Raw genomic sequence first — 17,503 nt, forward strand, 5'->3', positions numbered from 1 at the left:
TCCCACGCTTTCCCAACCTATCAAGAAGTGCGCGCGCGAACGGCTCCAGGTCGTCGCGTCCGCGAGATGCCTCAAACAGGAGAACGGTTTCCCTTATCGCTGCCGCCATGCTTTCCGCGCACAGCGTGCTCGAAATGAGCGAGGCAGTTCGCGCCAGGTCCCTCTGGTAATGCCCGAGGCACCGCGCCTTAGCGGATGCGAGGTTGTGTTTGCCAGCTTTCAAAGCGCTACCCGACTCAACGGTAAATCCTGGGCGGACTGCACTACCCGCAGGCGGCGTTCGTGCAGACGGGACGCCGAGCAGGAAGGGAGCAGCAAGAGGCATCCAGACCGACGGGAGGACTGCCTGACTTGCTGCGCGCGAGTATGCTCGCTAGACGACGTGAGTCTGCCCGGTGCAGAGCCAGTGAATATCCAGATTAAGAGCAGCGGCGAGACGCGTACAGGCGTTCAGCGGAGGCACTGTGATGCCGCTGCGCCAATACTGCACGTCGTCTTCACTCACGCCTAACCTCTTCGCTGCGTGGGCTGAGCTGATTCGGGCCCGTTTGAATGCCCTGTCAAGCCGTGCGGCCAACGCGCGCCTGAGGCGGTCGTCCTCGACGCTACGCTCGAGGTGGCCAATATTTTGTAGATGCCGATTCATCGCTCAGGTCTCTCAGCTTTATTCTTTTATAGATTTCAGCGCCGGTTTGTCCGCGGCGTCGAGTGACGTTACTGGTTCGTCATGACAACCTCGTGACTCAATGTGGCGCACCTACATCACCTTGTCAGTACTCCGAAATGCTGTCCCGTCTGGTAGCACAATGATTTACCGGAACAAACATCGGCGTCAAGCGAAAAACAGTTCCTGGAAAATCCGAACGCAACATCAAGCGGTGAGCCGGACTTTTCCGCTTACGAAACGTGGCGAACCGCCCTCACGATGGCAATCACCCGTCCGTTGAAGCTCGATGCCAGCACTGTCCCCCCCTTGCCCAAACAGGGCGCCGTTAAGGCGATGGGGCCGATGACGCTTTCACGCCGGGTGCGGACGCTGCGGTCTCGCCCTTTAGCTTCCTCGATGCCTCCACCATTGAAGCATGAAGCCGTGCACCAGCCTTCTGGCGAACCGGGTAGGTACCGCGTCGCGACCAGCAACTGAACGCGCGAGCGGAAACAACTCCGCACAACGTCGGAACGAGCATGACTGTACAAATTTTCTGCGGCGCTGCACAAGTCATCGTAAACACCGATATGTGGGAAGTCTGTACCGTTTGACTGCTGGGGTTTCTACTTAAATTCATCTTCGCCAATGCCAGTAAGGCTTTCGGCGTCGACCTCCTAGGTCGCGCCTGATGCGTGCCGAAAGGTCATTGACATTCGCCCGAGCCGCTCTAGAATGATTTTGCTGCATCGCATCAATTGCTCGACGTTGTGGCTTTTGGTGGCTGATAGCTCGCGATTCCGTGCATCGGAACCTTGGGACGCTGGTCCCGCATCCTCTATGGAGTTAATGATGAGCAGTATTCCCCCGGAACAAATCGTCGCTGCGCAGAAAGCTGGTGTTGACACAACATTTGGCATCCTGACCAAATCATTTGACGCCATCGAAAAGCTGGTCGGGTTGAACGTGCAAGCGGTCAAATCAGGCCTCGCCGAAAATCAGGAAATCCTGGTCAAGGCGTTTTCGGCCGGAGCGCCGCAGGAGTTTTTTGCTCAACAGGCAGGCCAGGCTCAACCCGCCATAGAAAAAGCACAGTCATACTGGCGCCACGTTTACGAAATTATCTCCAGCACTCAAGCCGAATTCGCCGCCGTCGCCGAAGCAAAAATCAAGCAGTTCCAGCACGATGCACAGGCATTTGTCGACAGCATCGCGAAGAACGCGCCGGCAGGAAGCGAAAACGCCGTGGCTGCGTGGAAGACCTTCATCACCACGGCAAGCGAGACGGCGAACACGACGTATGAAGCTGCGAGGAAGGCCGCAAAGCAGGCGGTAGAGACTGCGGAGAGCAATATCAGCGCGGCGGCGTCGACCACGGCAAAGCGGACTCGACAGCTTGCAGCACCGGTCGAAACCAGTGAGAAGTAATAGCGTTTTGTCGTAGCTCACTACTGTCAAATCGTTCAGGCGAGCACCCCGCCCGCCTTGTTTGCGGGGTGGCCGCCTGTGGCGGTGCGAGGCGCCCGGTGCGCCTCGCACGCGGTCGCGGAACTCGTCTCCTGCGCCAGAAATTTTCAAGCGCCGTTGCGCAGGTCGCCTGCCGTAGCTTCGTTTGATTTTGTCCGGCATCCATCACGCGAAGTGACCACTTTCTTCGAGGCCGCAGGCACATCGAGGTGAGTGCCACGGGGCAACGCCGAGCCGACGGTAACGAAACTGAAGGAGGAGCGGATGAACACGGCAGAAAGGTCCCTGCGTTCGCTGGTTGAAAAATGGCTGACGCCAACTGCGGCGACGCCGGTTCGGGTAATCCGATTCAGTCGCACAGGCGCCAGCCGCAGGCGTTACGCACGTGTCGAGGTACAGCGACCGGAAGGTTCGGTTGCGCTTTTTTTCTTCCGGCACGATGACGGCACATGGCACGTCTTCCCCGCCCGAGACCCGCGCGGCAGGCGTATGTGCTGGCGCTAGCGCCGTGTGATTGGGTCATCGCAGCAGTCTGTTTGCTGTATTGCTTGATTTCAAAATCCCGACCTATTTTTCGTATTTTTCATATCAGTAAAGTTGGGCGCGACCGTTTTTTCGGACACACGCGGGAAAGTAAAAGCAGGTAAATCAGAGCGCACGCAATGACCTTCACTGACAGAAACCCGACGGGCGTGAGTCCCTACACATTCCGTAATATCGACCCCGCGACTGACCATCTCGAGCAGGTGCTGGGTGCGGAAGGAGCGGAGTCTCTATTCACCAGAACTTACTGGCGCAGGCGCGTGCTTCAGGCACTTGCGACGCAGGGACTTTCACCGAACCAGCAACAACGACTGCAGAGACTGCTGGAAAGCATCGATGCATTCCCGCCTGAAATATCCGTCTCCAGTCCGGAACAGGCGATGAGTTAGGCAAACCCGCGGAGGGCTCGCACATTTAGGCGGAACTCGCCTCATCGATAGCCACTTCGGAGTTTCTATTGCACCACGCCATCGAAGTCGCGAGTTGGTTGCAGATGCAACTACAAGGGAAAAAAGTCTCGGGCTATCGTTCGGGACAGGCGCCGCTGCGAACCATCCCGACTGCACTGCGCCCGGTTACTCTATGGGCTGCGGTGACGCTTCCGCTTAACGATAGGGCTCGACAGCGGTCAACCCCGGGGGCCATCTGATTTATTATTGACCGGGTAAGCCAGCGGGTGCTTTCGGCGGCAACCCTGCGTTCGGTCAATAAGGAATCTATGCAACTATGGACGACACCTTCACCGCGGAAACGTGCGTTTCTTCAGACGGAAAAGTCGTTGCTTTCGTTGCATCTTTTCGCAACCAGTCGGTGCAATGCTCAATCACCCGCGACGCGCTCGAACGGCATTTCTGGTTACCGGCCGGTGCTAACGAGGCGCGCACATTGAAAGCATTTGCTGACGGACACCAGCGCATAACGGCAGCCGTCGAAAGAAGAATGCTCAAGAAGACCGGCGCCCCGATAGTATTGTCGGCAGCAGACTTTGCGGACCGATGACGCGGCTCCAGCGGCAACCATCTATGACGTCTCGCACCGATTAAATCCGACGCATCTTTTAGAGTCGACGCATTGCGTGCTTCCAATGCAGGCAGCCTCAGGGAAGCCACGCCAAACGCCAACCGAAGCGTCCGGACGGTGGTCGCGCCCGGTCCCCAGGAAACAACGACGATGAAAGAAAAAAAGGTCTCGGCGGAGGCACATGCCCTCGAGCGCGTGGTGACCGCCGCGCGAGAAGTACAAGCCGCGTCACTACGGCTGGAAGCGCACTACGCAGGAGACCCACATGAGCAACCATCGACCTTGGCATTGGCCAGATTCGCGGCGGCCATGCAGGAACTGATGGACGCGCGGGAAGCCTTCGATGCGCTGCTCGAGAAAACAGACCTGACCTCACCCTGACGGCAATCTCGCGAGTCAGCTTTGTGAGGCGGCAGTCGCTAGACATTAGCATTTTCCCGCACTCGCCCTGATGGAATGCCGCAGCCGCATTACCATCGACTGTTCACACCCATTAAGCTGGAGTTCCTGATGGCCCTTCCACCCTCTGTGCAAGACGGGTTTCTTCAGATGTTGTCCAGAGACAAGATGGCTCGCCTGTGCCCATTCGGACACGATGCCGCTGTCGAGATGGCGCGGAAATTATTGTGGTCCGGCCTGGGCGTTTCCGGGCAACAGAAATCCAATTCATTGACGGTCGGGATTGCCCGCGAACGTAACATTCCGAACATAACGAAGCGCTGCGACGTTTTAGACTGACACATCGCATATACCCGAGGCACGGCATGGAGTCCAAGCCAATCCATCACAAAGAACACGTCATCGTGCCTCTCGCCTCGATGTCGGTGCCAGGGTATGCGGCAAGCGCGTTTGTCACCAGCCCGACCGGAAAGCGCAGCGCATTCGGCATACTCGCCTATTTTGCCTCGGAGAAGGCCGCGCTAAAATTCGCCATCGCGTACGCCAAGGCTCGTATTGACGGGGAGGTGGTGCCGAAACCGTCGTTCACTCGGAACGAGCGACTCTAGAGACCGGCGAACGGACCCATAGTGACTATCTATGAATGCGCTAAGGAAACGCTGATTAATTGACCGGGCTGCCGAGCTTGCAGATGGGATGGCGCGGAATTTTTCTGGATGACGAAGTAAATGAGGATCGGTTTCGGTGAATTTGGCTCTGGAGCGAGCCTCACTTATCGCATCTTTCACACACTTGACGGATTGCCCCCATGAACCGGCTGCAATAGATTTCGCGCAATCACCAGGTTCGCCAAGGCGAACAGACTGAACAGTTGCGCCGTGTTCTTGGCCAGCCCCTTGTAGCGCACCTTGCGATGATGGAACAGGTTCTTGACAATATGAAACGGATGCTCGACCCGCGCGCGAATCTGCGCCTTGGTTCGCTCGACCGCAACCACCAGGTCCTTCAGCGGACCGTCCTGCATCGCCTTGATCTTTCCGCGCTTGGCCGCCACGCGCCACTTCACCGGCTTGCCCTTCATTTCGTCGCGTTTGTCCACGCCGATGTAGCCCGCGTCGCCGAACGCTTCTTGCTCATGTCCGTGCAGCAGGGCATGGGCCTGCGACACATCCGACACGTTGGCCGACGTGCCAACCACGGTATGCACCAGCCCCGAATCGGCGTCGACACCGATGTGGGCCTTCATCCCAAAGTGCCATTCGTTTCCCTTCTTCGTCTGATGCATCTCCGGGTCGCGGCTCTTCCCGGCGTTCCTGGTCGACGGTGGCGCTTCGATGATCGTCGCGTCGACCAGCGTACCTTCCTTCATCATCAGCCCGCGCTCGCACAGCGAGATGCCGATCTCGTCGAACAACTTGCGCGTCAGATCATGCTCGACCAGCAGGCGACGGAACTTCAGCAAGGTGGTCGCATCCGGCACATTCTCGACCGCCAGGTCGATACCGGCGAAGGCGCGCAGCGCGATGCTGTCATACAACGCATCTTCCAGACCTTCGTCCGACAGACCGTACCACTGTTGCAGAAAGTAGATGCGCAGCATACGCTCCAGGCCGATCGGCGGCCGACCTCGCCCGCCCTTCGGGTAGTGCGGCTCGATCGCCGCCAGCAAGCGCGGCCAAGGCACGACGCGCTCCATTTCGGCCAGAAAGCGCTGGCCTCTCGTCACACGTTTCTTGCCCGCACTTTCCGCTTCCGCAAAGCTGATCTGCCGCTTCATCGTCGATCGCCCGTCCCGTGAATTTCTTCTACAACGCCCTCGACCACATCTGCGATGACGGTCGCACCAAATAAATCAGTGTTTCCCTAATCGTCACGAGAGGTTGCTATGCGGCGTGCATATGATTATCGGGGCTTCGAGGCGACCATTGAAGTCGGGTCGGTGCCCACCGTTATCGTCGCGGGCTCGGTAGTCGCGTCGGGAGGTCTTGTGGTGAAGGTTGCTGTGCGACACCGGCTGTCCGGACGCGAGTTTCCCCCGGCGCAGCTCTCTGACGAAGGCGAACGGACTTTCGCCACCGAAGCTGAAGGCCTGATGGCGGGGTTTAGTGCCGCCCAACGGCTTATTGATGGCGCGCTTGCAGAACGATGATGCTCGAATGCTTCGCCGTGCGTCGCGAGTTTATAGCCATATGCGTAGCTGGTGATGATGTAGGTACGCGCGGAGCGGTTCAGTAGGCCCTTGTTCCGGTTGCGGTGTATATCGCGCCGCGATGGCAGCGCGATGTGCCACGGCAATCTCGTTGCCTATATCGCAGTCTCCGTGCGCTGAGGCGGGGAAGTCCGGGAAAGCATGTAGCCGCTTCCACGCACCGTTTCGATGATGCTTTCATAGCTGACTGGTTTCAGCGCCGAGCGAAGTCGTTTGATATGGACGTCGACCGTGCGCTCCTCAATAAACACATGGTTGCCCCAGACCTGGTCCAGAAGCAGGGTCCAGCTGTGGACGCGCTCCGGGTGCGCGAGAAAAAAATGCAGAAGATTGAACTACGTCGGGCCAAGACGCACTGGAAGCTGCACACCATCGTCTTCGACGTAGACGCGCCGGGTTGAAGGGTCGAGCGTCAGGCCATTTACCGTCACTGCGTGCTTGGCAAGCTCGGGGCGCACCGTCGCAGGACCGCTCCGATACGAGCCATCAGTTCCTTCGGGGAGAATGGCTTGGACGCAAAGCGCCCCGCGCTAATGCGGCGGGGTATTCCATTGGGACTGGCAGCGCGAGAAGCGTTCTCGTCTGACGCCGGGTCATTATCAATTTCTCTGTGAGATACCCGCTCGACCGCCGGCGTCGCCGCAGCAGACAGCAAAGCAATGCCTAGGCGGCCAGGAGAGCGCTCGCATCGCTGCTGCAGCGAGCATCTTCGATGACTTGCATGAGTGCTTCGAGGGAGAAGGGCTTTTGCAGACACACATCGAAGAGCCGGGCAAACTCTTCGTTGCTATCGCTGTCACCCGTCATGGAGGCAACAAAGGGCCGGGGGAAGACGGGCCTGTCCAGCAGCGACAGCGCGACGGCACTGCCGTTGATGTCGGGGAGGTTTTCGTCCAGGAAAACGAGTTCGAAAGCGCCGGCATGGAGCAGTTCCAGCGCAGTCTCCCCGTCGTGCGCCATCACGGCGCGGTGACCAATGCAGTCCAGCAGGAAGGCCAGACTGTCCGCGACGAACTCATTATCGTCGACGACGAGCACATTCATTCAATATCCTTATTACGCGAAGTTCGCGGCGTCGCCAAGAATCCTTCTTATGTAATAAAATATTATTAAATGGCGTTGCCTGTACGTTTAGTTTTACAGATTAATTCGTAAGTATATAACCACGGACCCGTTCAGCAGGCATTTAAATACATCCCTACGACGCGAAGCACAAGGTCGAGAATGCAACCAGGGACTAATGGAAGCAGCGGAGCCCCAAGTCTTCGCTTCAATCGCGCCGGACGTGCCGCCGCCTGGCCTCACTCTTATCGCGCGGGCCCCCGCCAGAATGCTGGAGTCAAATTTCGACGTCCGCGCTCTTCCGCTGGCAGATAGTTTGCTCATCTTCATACGTCAGTTGAATTGACAGTGGAGGTGTTGAAAAGACTCATCGACATGCAATGGAGGCTAAAACTGGTCACCGCACGGTCCGACGCTGCCGCGCGTTGGCGGGTTGCATCCAGTTCACCGACGGCCTCAGCTGTCGGGGAACTGTTGAACACGACGAGCGCATCCTCTGTTAGCGTTCAATGTGAATGCCCGTGACCGCCGCCACCGCCCCAGTAATGGCCGCCGCCCATACCACCCCCTGGGTATCCCTGCCCCACCCCAGCCGCCATGACCGCCCCAACCGCCGCGATATCCATGGCCCCAATAGCCGTGGTGGCCCCAGTAGCCGTGCCGGCCGCCGCCGTAACAGCATCCGCCCCAATAGCCGAAGCTCAGTGACACCGATGGTCCCCACCACGCGGGCCAGCCGTAGTACGGATACGCGACGGGGTAATACGCAGGCACGACGAAGACGGGCGCGGCTGGTGCAATATAAGTGTTCGTCGATGCAGTTACATCTGACGCGGCCGCACCGGTCGCGGCTGCGTCGGTCATCGAGAAAGGATATTGCTGCTGCGGCGCTGCCGCCGGCACTTCGCCGTACGGAACGTAGCCGTAGGGCACGTAGTAGTAGCAACCGGACAAAACTGCGGACATGACCACCACCGCAACGACGCCGCCCGCGCGCGACGTTGCATCCGGCGTTTTCATAACCAGCTCCGCGGTGCGACGCGACGTAACTTTCCCCGCGCCTTTAATACAGTTAGCTTACTCTGGCAAGCAGGATGCCTAGCGTCGCGGGTTCATGCGCATCTGGTTGCGGCCGCCGGGAATGGTCGCGAAACGTCGGCCATTCATCAGTAATTGTCGGGGCGGGGGCTCGCTTCGGAGAGTTACGACTGTAAAACGCTTTCGCTCACAGCGCGGAGTATGGCGCACGACACGGTCAACATAGTGGTCGCCGACTGGCGCATGCCGGTAATGTCGGGCAGCGAACTCTGTCATCGTCTGCGCACGCTGCCCGGACTAGCTGACGTTGCTTTCATACTGGTTCCCGGAGAGCGTGGCCCACCGGCCTTCGTCAGCTACGATGGGTTTCTTCGCAAGCCTGTAGATGGGCAGATGCTACTGGCCACAATGCAATGGATGCTGGCGGACAACGTCACGCACAGGGAAACGCAGCGCGGCAAAGCAACGTAGTCGAACGACCGCTGCTTGTGCCGACGGGCAACTCGAAACATGCCGACTGACGGCGCCCGGTGAGGGGTACGGACACAATTTTGTCAGCAAAAATTGCTGCTCGCCGTTTGCAAACCGCCCAAGCAGATGCGACATGCCGACAGGTCGCTGGGCCTCGGTCCGAGTCGAGGTCTACGTCCTGATGCATGCAATTCGCGGCGTCTATTTCGAACTCAAGCCGCCCGAGCGCCCAAACTATCGTAGTGACCTCCATTCCGCTCGCTCTTGAAGCCGGCGCGCTTCGCATGTCCAGAGGCTTCCCGAATCAGGCGTCCCCGAACCTTAAAGAATGAAAGGGGACCGGGCCAGCCCGACCAAGGACGTCGGCCCCCATCTCGGCGCGGGCGCCTGGTGCTTCCGTTGTTGGCTCGCGCGCCGTCAGTTTGTTTTTAGCTCCCCCCGAAAAAAACGTTGCATTGTGGGTCCACCCTGCAGGGCCTGCCATGTTTTACGCCGCTTTGTACCCTCGTATCGGGCATACCGCCATATGCCTCCATCCCCGCACTGGAGTCGGTGGCTTGAGTCGCGGCGTTTTCCTGTGGGGCGGGCTGAGGGGCTTGGGGTGCGCCTTGCGAATGCGCAAACCCGGCCATGACAAACAACCCGGCAGCAGAAGCGACCATCAGTGATGATTTCACGTTGGCTCCTTTAATCTACGTTGAGTTTTCCATGCATGAGATTCGCTATTCGCGTGCTCCAAACTCGAAATCGACACGGTATTTTCGGACATGCGAAGCCCGCTTCGGGTCTGCGCTAGCTGCCCTCATAGATATCGCAGGACAGGCCCACCGTGCACGGGGCACCGTTTCTGGCTTTGCCGCTGCCGCTGCTTCCGCCGGGCTGGGGTCCGTATCCGAGGTCAGGGGTGCGGTCCATAGTCGTGGCCGGCTGGGCAGTTGTCATGGGCTGCTGGGCAGACGACGGGTCAGTTGTGCCCGACGGTTGCATTTGCTGCGAGTGGGCGGCGCCGGTCGCAGTGAGCAGGGATACTGCACTGAATACAGCTAAAAGTGGACGGCGGCAACACCGACGACAAATGGCTGGAGCCTGACGTGATAGCCAAGGAGTACCTTCATATTCATCGGCAGCATCGAAGCGCATGGACGTGGGAGGTCGAGTTGCGACCTTGGGTTGAAAAGTTTTAACGCCTATATCGGCTGAAATACGAAGGAAAGCTCGTCTTTATAATATCGCTAATTGACTCGGGTAAGCAGGTCTATACCGCGCTGGTGATAGACGCAAGAATCGAAGAAGACGTTGTTAAGAAGATGGTCTTTGAGAAGCGGCTTTTTCAGCTTGTGGGTAAGCCCACGGAAGCGTCCCCATTCATACGGGACGGCGCCACCATGTGGAAAAGCGAAGTGCAGCGTCGAAAAATCCCGAAACAGGTCCGAAGTCAGGCACTACATCGGTCTCGACGAAACTACCTCAAGGCTCCACAAACGGTTCGCTGATGACAATGTCGTAATGCCATGCGCTTTCGTCAAGTCCGGACAGTTGCATGTCCGTCGCCAAATTGGGCACAAAGACCCGTGGGCTGCCTTGGATGCCCACCTTTACGAGATAACCACCGCCAAAGTTTCGGACAATTTGGACGTGCTCAATGAGGTTCGACAATTCGAAACCACCGTTCACGACGTCAATCTTCTTTTCCACCTGAATGCTTTGAGTCGCATAGCGCGGTGCCAGTCGTATCCAAGGTGGCCCTCGGCGTGCTTGCCGAGAGTGATAAACCATGTTCGCCTGGAGGTAGAAGTAGAACTGCGGTTCGTCCAGTTCATGTCCGAACGTCGCTGTCATTGCTCCTAGCCGCATGCCTACCTGCCGAGGATTGTCGAAGTAATTGTCTAGCCATGGCTCTGTCAGGTTGCTGCGGAAGACGGCGGTACAATGAAGTGATGAAGAAAACCAAATCGCTTTATCACGGTTACCGCTTCCCTGCCGTCGTCATCAGCTGCGCGGTTCGCTGGTATTTCCGGTTCAGCCTGAGCCTGCGCGACATTGAAGAGTTGTTGCTCGAGCGTGGTGTCGTGGTCACGTACGAAACGATCCGTTGCTGGTGCGACAAATTCGGCGCTGGATTCGCCCGTTGCGCCAAAGCGGCGCGGCGCAAGCCGGGCAGCACATGGCATCTGGACGAGATGTTCGTGACGCTGCGCGGCGAGCCGTACCTGTTGTGGCGAGCGGTAGACGAGCATGGTGTCGAACTCGACGTGCTGGTGCAAAAGCGGCGCGACAAGGCCGCGGCCAAGCGCTTCTTTCGGCGGGTGCTGCGATCCAATCCGGTGCCGCGCAAGATCGTTACCGACCAGTTGCGCAGTTATCCGGCGGCGAAGGCCGATATTCCTGAGCTCGCCCAAGTGAAGCACGTCTTCGTCAAATCGGCTGCGCGCGTGAACAACCGCGCCGAGAATAGTCACCAGCCAACCCGCAGGCGCGAACGCCAGATGTGCGGCTTTCGCGATGCCCGTCGCACGCAGGCGTTTCTCTCATGCTTCGGCCCGATCTGGCAGCACTTCGCGTTGCCCAGACATCGAATGAACGCGGCATGTCATCGCGCCATGTTGCAAGAACGGCTCGCTACATGGCATGACTGGACCGCCTCACTCGCAGCCAACCGGGCTATCTGATAAGGATAACTATTCTTGAGGCCGGCACGTAGCCTATGCTCCTCAACTTGACAGTGCCATCGCCCGGCGTGGCGAACCCCATGGCAGCGGTCTGGGTAAAGTCCGCTGGGTCGTCGAGCGAACCAACGCGTGGCTGCATGGATTTCGCCGCCTTCGTACGCGATATGAGCGTCGTGCCGACATCCATGAAGGGCTCCTTCAACTCGCCTGTTGCCTGATCTGCTGGCGAACGCTTCGGCGCTCGGACGACTCTTTTTGAAACACTCTCTTAGGACTTGCATCGGGGATTGGCGACATCGGGCACTCGACGGACGCTTTCGTCAATGGATACTGGCGACATTACGCAGGCGAGACTTTCCGTCCCTCGTGATGCGAACGCGCATTGTCCGAATGCATGTCCTCGCGAAATGCAAGGGGACGGGATCACGGCGTGAGTCGGCGAGCAGACTTTCCTGATCGATACCAGCGATGCGATTCAGCAAACTGGTTGCGTGCGCTTCCGTAGCGCTTCGGAGGTTGACAGGCTTATGCGTCGCCGGCGATGTGAGCGCGTATAATGCCTGGCAACCCGAATCATTTTAACCTGGAGAAATCCGGCCAGACTTTTGCGCGGCTGACTGCGCAAGTGGCCCCGTTTCCTGACCAACGACGGATCAACCGCCGGTGGAGTTTTGACGCTGAACGAGAGAGAGCCAGCGAATCGGTCTTCTATCGCGGGTCTGATAGCTGAAAGTTTTTTCCCGTGGTCTGCGGAAGGGAGACCATGCGCTGCTTCACAGGTGGAATAACCAGATCGCGGTTAAAAAATGCGGACTTGACGCAGTACGGCACTGTGGCCTGCCTCCGTTCATATGTCATCGGCCCATGGAGTCGTCGACGCGTCAGACGAAGCATCGCCTCCTCTATAATCGGAAAGTCAGCACACCAATCGCATGGAGCCCACTTTATGAGTCAACCCCGCGGACGATATGCGGGATCTCGGGACAGCGGCCAGCGCCAACCTCGTCACGTGAAGCAATCTCAGCCCACCCGGCAGAGACCACCGTACGTCAATGCACCTGCCCGGGACTCCGCCCAGACTGCCTCCATTTTCAAGACACGATCGTTCCAGTTTCTGGTCGATACGGTGGGCGCAGAGAATATCGCCCTGGGACTGGGATCGAACATGGCGCGGGTGGCCGAACTGACGAAGGGCGAGAGGTTCACGCCCGAGACCGCCTTTCACATGGAGACCACGCTTGGATTGCCTCACGGTTTCTTTGACCAGCCCAATCCTGCGCTCGCGGCCGAAACCATCACCCGCCTGAAATCACCGCTCGATTTCGTTCAAAACGACGACGAGCCGGAAGCAGTGTCGGAAACAACCATGCCGCCTTCAGCTCTGAACGGCGGCCAGCAACCATCTCCTGAAGATAGTCAGTCTGAGGAAGCGCAAATGCCGAAAAAAGCAGCGGTCGGGCAGCCCAAGGCCATCAGGAATACCCGCAGCCACCCGGCCGAACCGCCTGTCCCTCCAGCGCCGCGAAAGGGTTCGCCTTCGAAACACAGGACATCTGTCGAGACAATCCAACAGCGACCACTGGCATTAGACGACGGTGGCGACGTAGAAAAGATTCGACGCGCAAACCTCCACGTTCTCACGGGTCGCAAGGGATCGAAAGCAAGACTGGGTGTAGTCATGGCGATGAGCGGATCCAATATGGCCCATCGGCTGTATGGCAAGAAACGGCTGGACAGTATCGAAGCAAACCGTTTCACTGACCGACTTGCTTTGCCAGCTGGCTGGCTGGATACGCCGCGCACCGAAGCCGACATTCCGGAGTCGGTGTCGCGCTTGCTCACGCCTGCTTCTCGCGGTCGTGCATCCGTTGAACAGAGCGGGCCGCTCGCGGCCGCAACGAAGGAAGGCGTCCCAGGAAAGGCCGCCGGGGCAAAGGTGAATACGGGGCGCGCCCGGGCGGGCGTCGTCCGGACCGATCCAGAAAGCCCCTCATCTGTTACGGCGGATGTCGCGGGAGAGAAAGAGACCATCGTCGACAGCCAGCAGGATCACGTTGCTGATGCTCCCGACGAGCCTGCCGGTCGCGTATCTGATGAAAGTGACGGGGAATTAGCAGCAGGCACGTCGGCAACCCCTGAGCCGCTCCCAGACGCTGCAACACCGCAGCGATCCCCCGAGTCGCTGCGCCCTTCCGTGACAAGCCTCGACAATCTTCACGGTATCGCGCCGATCGCGGAAGCCTTGCTCAAGACCTTGGCAGGTAAGGCGCGCACGGGTCGACTGGACGAACAGAAGGCGCTGGAGCTTTTGCAGCAGGCAGTCCTCATCTGAGTCGGTGGTAGCGTGTAATGACCCGTTCTGCATTGATGGATGAAGCGCATCGGGGTAGCCTAACCCCGGTGCACGAAGAATCGCTTCGTTCCTGATCGGCGGTGGCCCGTGGGTCAACGGTCGAGAAATTGCCGTAGCTTGTCGGCACGACCCGGGTGCATCAGTTTTCGCATCGCCTTGCTTTCGATCTGTCGGATCCGTTCGCGCGTCAGGTCGAACTGTTGGCCCAGTTCCTCGAGCGTATAGTCCGATGCGGTATCGATCCCGAAACGCATCCGCAGCACCTTCGCCTCACGTGGTGACAGCGCATCGAGCGCCTCATCGATCGCGGCGCGCAGGTTCGCCTGCACGGCCGCGTCCGCGGGCGATGCCGCCATCGGATCTTCGATCATATCGCCCAGCGTCGCGTCGGCGTCCTCGCCCACCGGCGTCTCGAGCGATACGGATTGCCTCGCGACCTTCAACATGCTCCGAACCTTCTCTTCCGGCAGTTCCATGCGCTGCGCGAGCGCCGCAGGATGAGCCTCGCGTCCGGTCTGCTGAAGAATCTCGCGTGAAATCCGGTTGAGCTTGTTGATCGACTCGATCATATGCACTGGCACGCGAATCGTGCGTGCCTGATCTGCGAGCGAACGCGTGACGGCTTGCCGCACCCACCACGTTGCATAGGTCGAAAATTTCCAGCCACGTCGATACTCGAATTTGTCGACGGCTTTCATCAGGCCGATATTGCCTTCCTGGATCAGATCCAGAAAATGCATGCCGCGGTTGACGTACTTCTTCGCAATGGAGATCACAAGGCGCAGGTTGGCCTCGATCATCTCGCGCTTGGCCTGCCGCATTTTCGACTCGGCCGCCATCATCTGCCGGTTGATCTTCTTCAACTGTTGCAGCGGCAGTCCGGCGTTCGCTTCGATATCGACCAGCTTCTGCTGTTCGGCCTGAATCGCGGGCAGACTGCGTTCGAGCGCGGCGCCATACTCGCGCGACCCCGCGGCCGTGCGTTCGGTCCACCCCGGATCGGTTTCGTGCCCCGGAAACGACTCGACGAACCTCTCGCGCGGCATCCCGCACCGGTCGACGGCAATCTGTAAAATACGCCGTTCTGCAGCGCGCACCTGCGCGACCTGTTGCTGCACGTCGGTACACAGCCGGTCAATGGTTCGCGCCGTGAAACGGATGGGCGCCAGTTCGCGCTGCATCGCTTCGCGTGTCTGTGCGAAGGCCGTGCGACCGTTGCCTTGCGCGGCATCGGCACGCGCAAGCTGACCGAACAGTTCACGCACCCGCGCGAATATCGCGAGGCTGTCGGTCGTAAGCTGTTTCAGACGCGCTGCATTCGCCTTCGCGCGATCTTCGTCTCCAGTCTCGCTGTCTTCATCGCCATCATCGCCGTCTTCGTCGTCATCGACGGTGTCCGCGTCGATGTCGGTTGTGTCAGCAGAGTCCGGGACCGGACGTCCGGCGCCTGCGGAATCTTCATTGAGACCGTCGACCAGTTCGTCGATGCGCAGGTCACCGGCCTCGATCTGCTCCACGCTCGCAAGGATCGTGGAGACAGTCGCCGGGCAGGCTGCAATCGCCTGGATCATTTCATGAAGGCTGTCTTCGATGCGCTTCGCAATCTCAATCTCGCCCGCACGAGTCAGCAATCCGGTCGCGCCCATTTCACGCATGTACATTCGCACGGGATCGGTCGTACGTCCAAATTCGGAATCGACCGTCGAAAGCGCGACCTCCGCTTCCTCGTCGGCCTGGTCGTCCGACACCGCTGCCGGCGCGGCGCCATTCAATAACAGCGTCTCCGCGCTGGGCGACTGCTCGTAGACCGCGACGCCCATGTCATTGAACGTGCTGACAATGGTTTCGATGGCCGCGGTGTGCGCGAAATTGTCCGGCAAATGATCGTTGATTTCGGCATGCGTCAGATAGCCGCGCGTCTTCCCCAGCTGGATGAGTGCGCGCATCTGGCGCTGCCGCTCCTCGTCCTGCAACGCCGTGGACACTGCGTCCATCGGGAGCAGGGCTGCGGTAGCCTTGTCCTTCAATGTGCGGCGTCCCGCAGCCTTCGGTGCGGATGCAGCTGTGTCTAGCCTTGATTGTTCCCGATCAAAACGTGCCATACATTCTCCCTGGACAGATTTGCCCGGCGATAGCCTGACCGGCGGCTAGCCGCACCGCGGCGAGCGCGCGACGAGATTCACGGCTGCAGGCGGGCGTGAGTTGCAGATCGCAACGGGTAATGGACGCGGCCTGCTTGCATCAAGCGGACCGGTTGGAATAGCGCGAGAAAACAGCGCGTGGGAATCACACCGCAATTGTAACAGAAATTGCTGCACTGCACCAATGACGGATAGCCGTAACGGTCTTATTCCTCAGCAGGAGGGAGAGCGCTCGACGTGCGCAGCGGCAGGATCGCATATGCAGTGCTGTCAGAAGGTGGTTTTCTCGGCAGGATGGGTACGAACCTGCATGCGATACCCGTGGAACGCACTCACGCGATACGGACGCAAAGTATCTTCGCGTTAGCGTCGCTGCCCAGCGCATCAAGGAACGATCCGGGTTTTGACAGGGACCACTAGCCATCGATGGCAGACGCAACGTGGGGCACCACGGTTCACCAGTACTACGACCGCGACCCGTACTGGTCCGCAATGCGGAATGTAGACGATCGACCGCCGATGGACATCTGAAGATGATGTGTCGGGAACGACAGCCTGCAGGTGGACCAGGGTCCGGCAAGCTCATGCAGCATCGATTGCTATGACCGTACGGGTGGAAGGCTGATGGCGGCGCCACGGGGCATAGATACCCGCCGCCTCCAGGAATCCTGGCCGCCACTCGCGGATTCTGATCCGATGTGAATAACAGCCTGAAGCTCGGCTATCCTTACTCGATCTCTACAGCCCTTCCGTGACCGCCGGCAAAGTCTTCTACGACATTCCATCCGGATCCACGTCCGGAACAGGTGAGCTCGCAGTGCCGGCGAGGAATTGTCTGAGGCGGCGTTCTGCGCTGATTATCTTGTGCAGGGGTACGGTGGCGAGTTGCGCATCATGCAGCGCCAGCAGGCTCTCGAAAACGGGAACAGCATCTTCCGCGAGCACCCACCTGTTTGCAGCATGGGCCATTTTCAGCGCCGCTTCCACAGCATATTCCGCAGTCTTGAACCGTCCAACCGGTTCGCTTCCGTAACCGTCCTGCTGGAGAAACCATGCGAGGTACACGGTTCGCATCAGCTCGTTAAACAGATGCCCGTTGCCATGACCGTCGCGGCAGGCGACCAGGGCAAGATGGGAGGTCAATGATTGCTCCCGCACCGACGCGTGGTCCATCGGCAATAACATCGCTTTTGTGAGGGGCTTTCGTGGCCGGGAAGCACCTGACCCGCCTCGCCTGGAACTCATGTTGTCTGAAAATGTATGTGTGACAGTGCGACTATTTTAACGAGGTCTTCGCCGCGAATGGCGATTCTGGCGTCGCGAGCCCCTCCCCGTCCATCGTCTTTGTGCGACAGTCCGTGTTACTGGAGCAGACCTGATCCGGCGGACGACGCTGGCGTGGCGACGGGACAGAAGCGACGGCGCAGCAGCGCACGCCCGTGTAATCCAGCCGTGAGAAAATACGCGGACACCTCGAACGGGCTT

General features: G+C 59.1%; 15 protein-coding genes and 5 pseudogenes. 12 read left to right on the forward strand and 8 right to left on the reverse strand.

What is annotated here, in order from left to right:
• Positions 1–1,498 precede the first annotated feature (1,498 nt).
• The 6 genes from phaP to OKW35_RS11585 all read left to right on the forward strand — a co-directional run bounded on the left by phaP (position 1,499) and on the right by OKW35_RS11585 (position 4,683).
• Complete coding sequence (phaP, locus tag OKW35_RS11560) at positions 1,499–2,074, forward strand: TIGR01841 family phasin (protein WP_429552143.1); 576 nt, start codon at positions 1,499–1,501, stop codon at positions 2,072–2,074.
• Positions 2,075–2,775: 701 nt separating this feature from the next.
• Positions 2,776–3,045, forward strand: a complete 270-nt coding sequence (locus tag OKW35_RS11565) for a hypothetical protein (protein ID WP_090812527.1) — start codon at positions 2,776–2,778, stop codon at positions 3,043–3,045.
• 337 nt (positions 3,046–3,382) lie between these two features.
• Entirely contained in the window at positions 3,383–3,655 is a 273-nt protein-coding gene (locus OKW35_RS11570; RefSeq protein WP_429551213.1) for a DUF1488 family protein, read from the forward strand.
• A 171-nt stretch (positions 3,656–3,826) separates the two neighbouring features.
• Positions 3,827–4,057 (forward strand): hypothetical protein, encoded by a 231-nt coding sequence (locus OKW35_RS11575; protein ID WP_429552028.1) that lies wholly within the window; start codon positions 3,827–3,829, stop codon positions 4,055–4,057.
• A gap of 129 nt (positions 4,058–4,186) precedes the next feature.
• Positions 4,187–4,414, forward strand: a complete 228-nt coding sequence (locus OKW35_RS11580) for a hypothetical protein (RefSeq protein ID WP_429552029.1) — start codon at positions 4,187–4,189, stop codon at positions 4,412–4,414.
• A gap of 26 nt (positions 4,415–4,440) precedes the next feature.
• Positions 4,441–4,683 carry a hypothetical protein gene (locus tag OKW35_RS11585; protein WP_429552030.1) on the forward strand — a complete coding sequence of 81 codons (243 nt, stop codon included), beginning with the start codon at positions 4,441–4,443 and terminating at the stop codon, positions 4,681–4,683.
• A 176-nt stretch (positions 4,684–4,859) separates the two neighbouring features.
• On the opposite strand, the gene OKW35_RS11590 is transcribed toward OKW35_RS11585, so the two are convergent.
• Positions 4,860–5,852, reverse strand: a complete 993-nt coding sequence (locus OKW35_RS11590; protein ID WP_429552031.1) for an IS5 family transposase — start codon at positions 5,850–5,852, stop codon at positions 4,860–4,862.
• A gap of 108 nt (positions 5,853–5,960) precedes the next feature.
• Between OKW35_RS11590 and OKW35_RS11595 the strand changes: the two genes are divergently transcribed.
• Positions 5,961–6,224 (forward strand): hypothetical protein, encoded by a 264-nt coding sequence (locus tag OKW35_RS11595; RefSeq protein WP_429552032.1) that lies wholly within the window; start codon positions 5,961–5,963, stop codon positions 6,222–6,224.
• A gap of 155 nt (positions 6,225–6,379) precedes the next feature.
• On the opposite strand, the pseudogene OKW35_RS11600 reads toward OKW35_RS11595, so the two are convergent.
• The 3 genes and pseudogenes from OKW35_RS11600 to OKW35_RS11610 all read right to left on the reverse strand — a co-directional run.
• Positions 6,380–6,813: pseudogene (locus OKW35_RS11600) on the reverse strand (winged helix-turn-helix domain-containing protein); the annotation flags it as partial.
• A 134-nt stretch (positions 6,814–6,947) separates the two neighbouring features.
• Positions 6,948–7,328 carry a response regulator gene (locus OKW35_RS11605; protein ID WP_429552033.1) on the reverse strand — a complete coding sequence of 127 codons (381 nt, stop codon included), beginning with the start codon at positions 7,326–7,328 and terminating at the stop codon, positions 6,948–6,950.
• A 524-nt stretch (positions 7,329–7,852) separates the two neighbouring features.
• Positions 7,853–8,366, reverse strand: a pseudogene (locus OKW35_RS11610) (hypothetical protein).
• 219 nt (positions 8,367–8,585) lie between these two features.
• Between OKW35_RS11610 and OKW35_RS11615 the strand changes: the two are divergent.
• A complete protein-coding gene (locus OKW35_RS11615) occupies positions 8,586–8,855 on the forward strand; it encodes a response regulator (protein WP_429552034.1) in 270 nt (89 codons plus the stop codon).
• Between the two features lie 1,238 nt (positions 8,856–10,093).
• Here OKW35_RS11615 and OKW35_RS11620 read toward each other — a convergent pair.
• Together OKW35_RS11620 and OKW35_RS11625 are read right to left on the reverse strand one after the other, a co-directional pair.
• A pseudogene (locus OKW35_RS11620) lies at positions 10,094–10,297 on the reverse strand (amidohydrolase family protein); the annotation flags it as partial.
• A gap of 25 nt (positions 10,298–10,322) precedes the next feature.
• Entirely contained in the window at positions 10,323–10,694 is a 372-nt protein-coding gene (locus tag OKW35_RS11625) for a hypothetical protein (RefSeq protein ID WP_429552035.1), read from the reverse strand.
• 98 nt (positions 10,695–10,792) lie between these two features.
• Between OKW35_RS11625 and OKW35_RS11630 the strand changes: the two genes are divergently transcribed.
• From OKW35_RS11630 to OKW35_RS11640, 3 genes and pseudogenes are all read left to right on the forward strand, one after another.
• On the forward strand, positions 10,793–11,524 hold the full coding sequence (locus OKW35_RS11630) for an IS6 family transposase (protein ID WP_429552036.1): 732 nt from the start codon (positions 10,793–10,795) through the stop codon (positions 11,522–11,524).
• Positions 11,525–11,582: 58 nt separating this feature from the next.
• A pseudogene (locus OKW35_RS11635) lies at positions 11,583–11,783 on the forward strand (transposase); the annotation flags it as partial.
• A gap of 687 nt (positions 11,784–12,470) precedes the next feature.
• Positions 12,471–13,856: a hypothetical protein gene (locus OKW35_RS11640; protein WP_429552037.1), complete on the forward strand. Its 1,386-nt coding sequence runs from the start codon at positions 12,471–12,473 to the stop codon at positions 13,854–13,856.
• Between the two features lie 113 nt (positions 13,857–13,969).
• Here the strand turns inward: OKW35_RS11640 and rpoD are convergent, their stop codons facing one another.
• Positions 13,970–15,979 carry an RNA polymerase sigma factor RpoD gene (gene rpoD / locus OKW35_RS11645; RefSeq protein WP_429552038.1) on the reverse strand — a complete coding sequence of 670 codons (2,010 nt, stop codon included), beginning with the start codon at positions 15,977–15,979 and terminating at the stop codon, positions 13,970–13,972.
• 270 nt (positions 15,980–16,249) lie between these two features.
• Here rpoD and OKW35_RS11650 point away from each other — a divergent pair.
• Positions 16,250–16,549 (forward strand): annotated as a pseudogene (locus tag OKW35_RS11650) (PRC-barrel domain-containing protein); the annotation flags it as partial.
• A gap of 240 nt (positions 16,550–16,789) precedes the next feature.
• Here OKW35_RS11650 and OKW35_RS11655 read toward each other — a convergent pair.
• Positions 16,790–17,161, reverse strand: coding sequence for a hypothetical protein (locus OKW35_RS11655; RefSeq protein ID WP_429552039.1), 372 nt, complete (start codon positions 17,159–17,161; stop codon positions 16,790–16,792).
• Between the last annotated feature and the right edge of the window lie 342 nt (positions 17,162–17,503).

The sequence above is a fragment of the Paraburkholderia sp. MM5477-R1 genome (assembly GCF_050436385.1).
Taxonomy (GTDB): Bacteria; Pseudomonadota; Gammaproteobacteria; order Burkholderiales; family Burkholderiaceae; genus Paraburkholderia; species Paraburkholderia tuberum.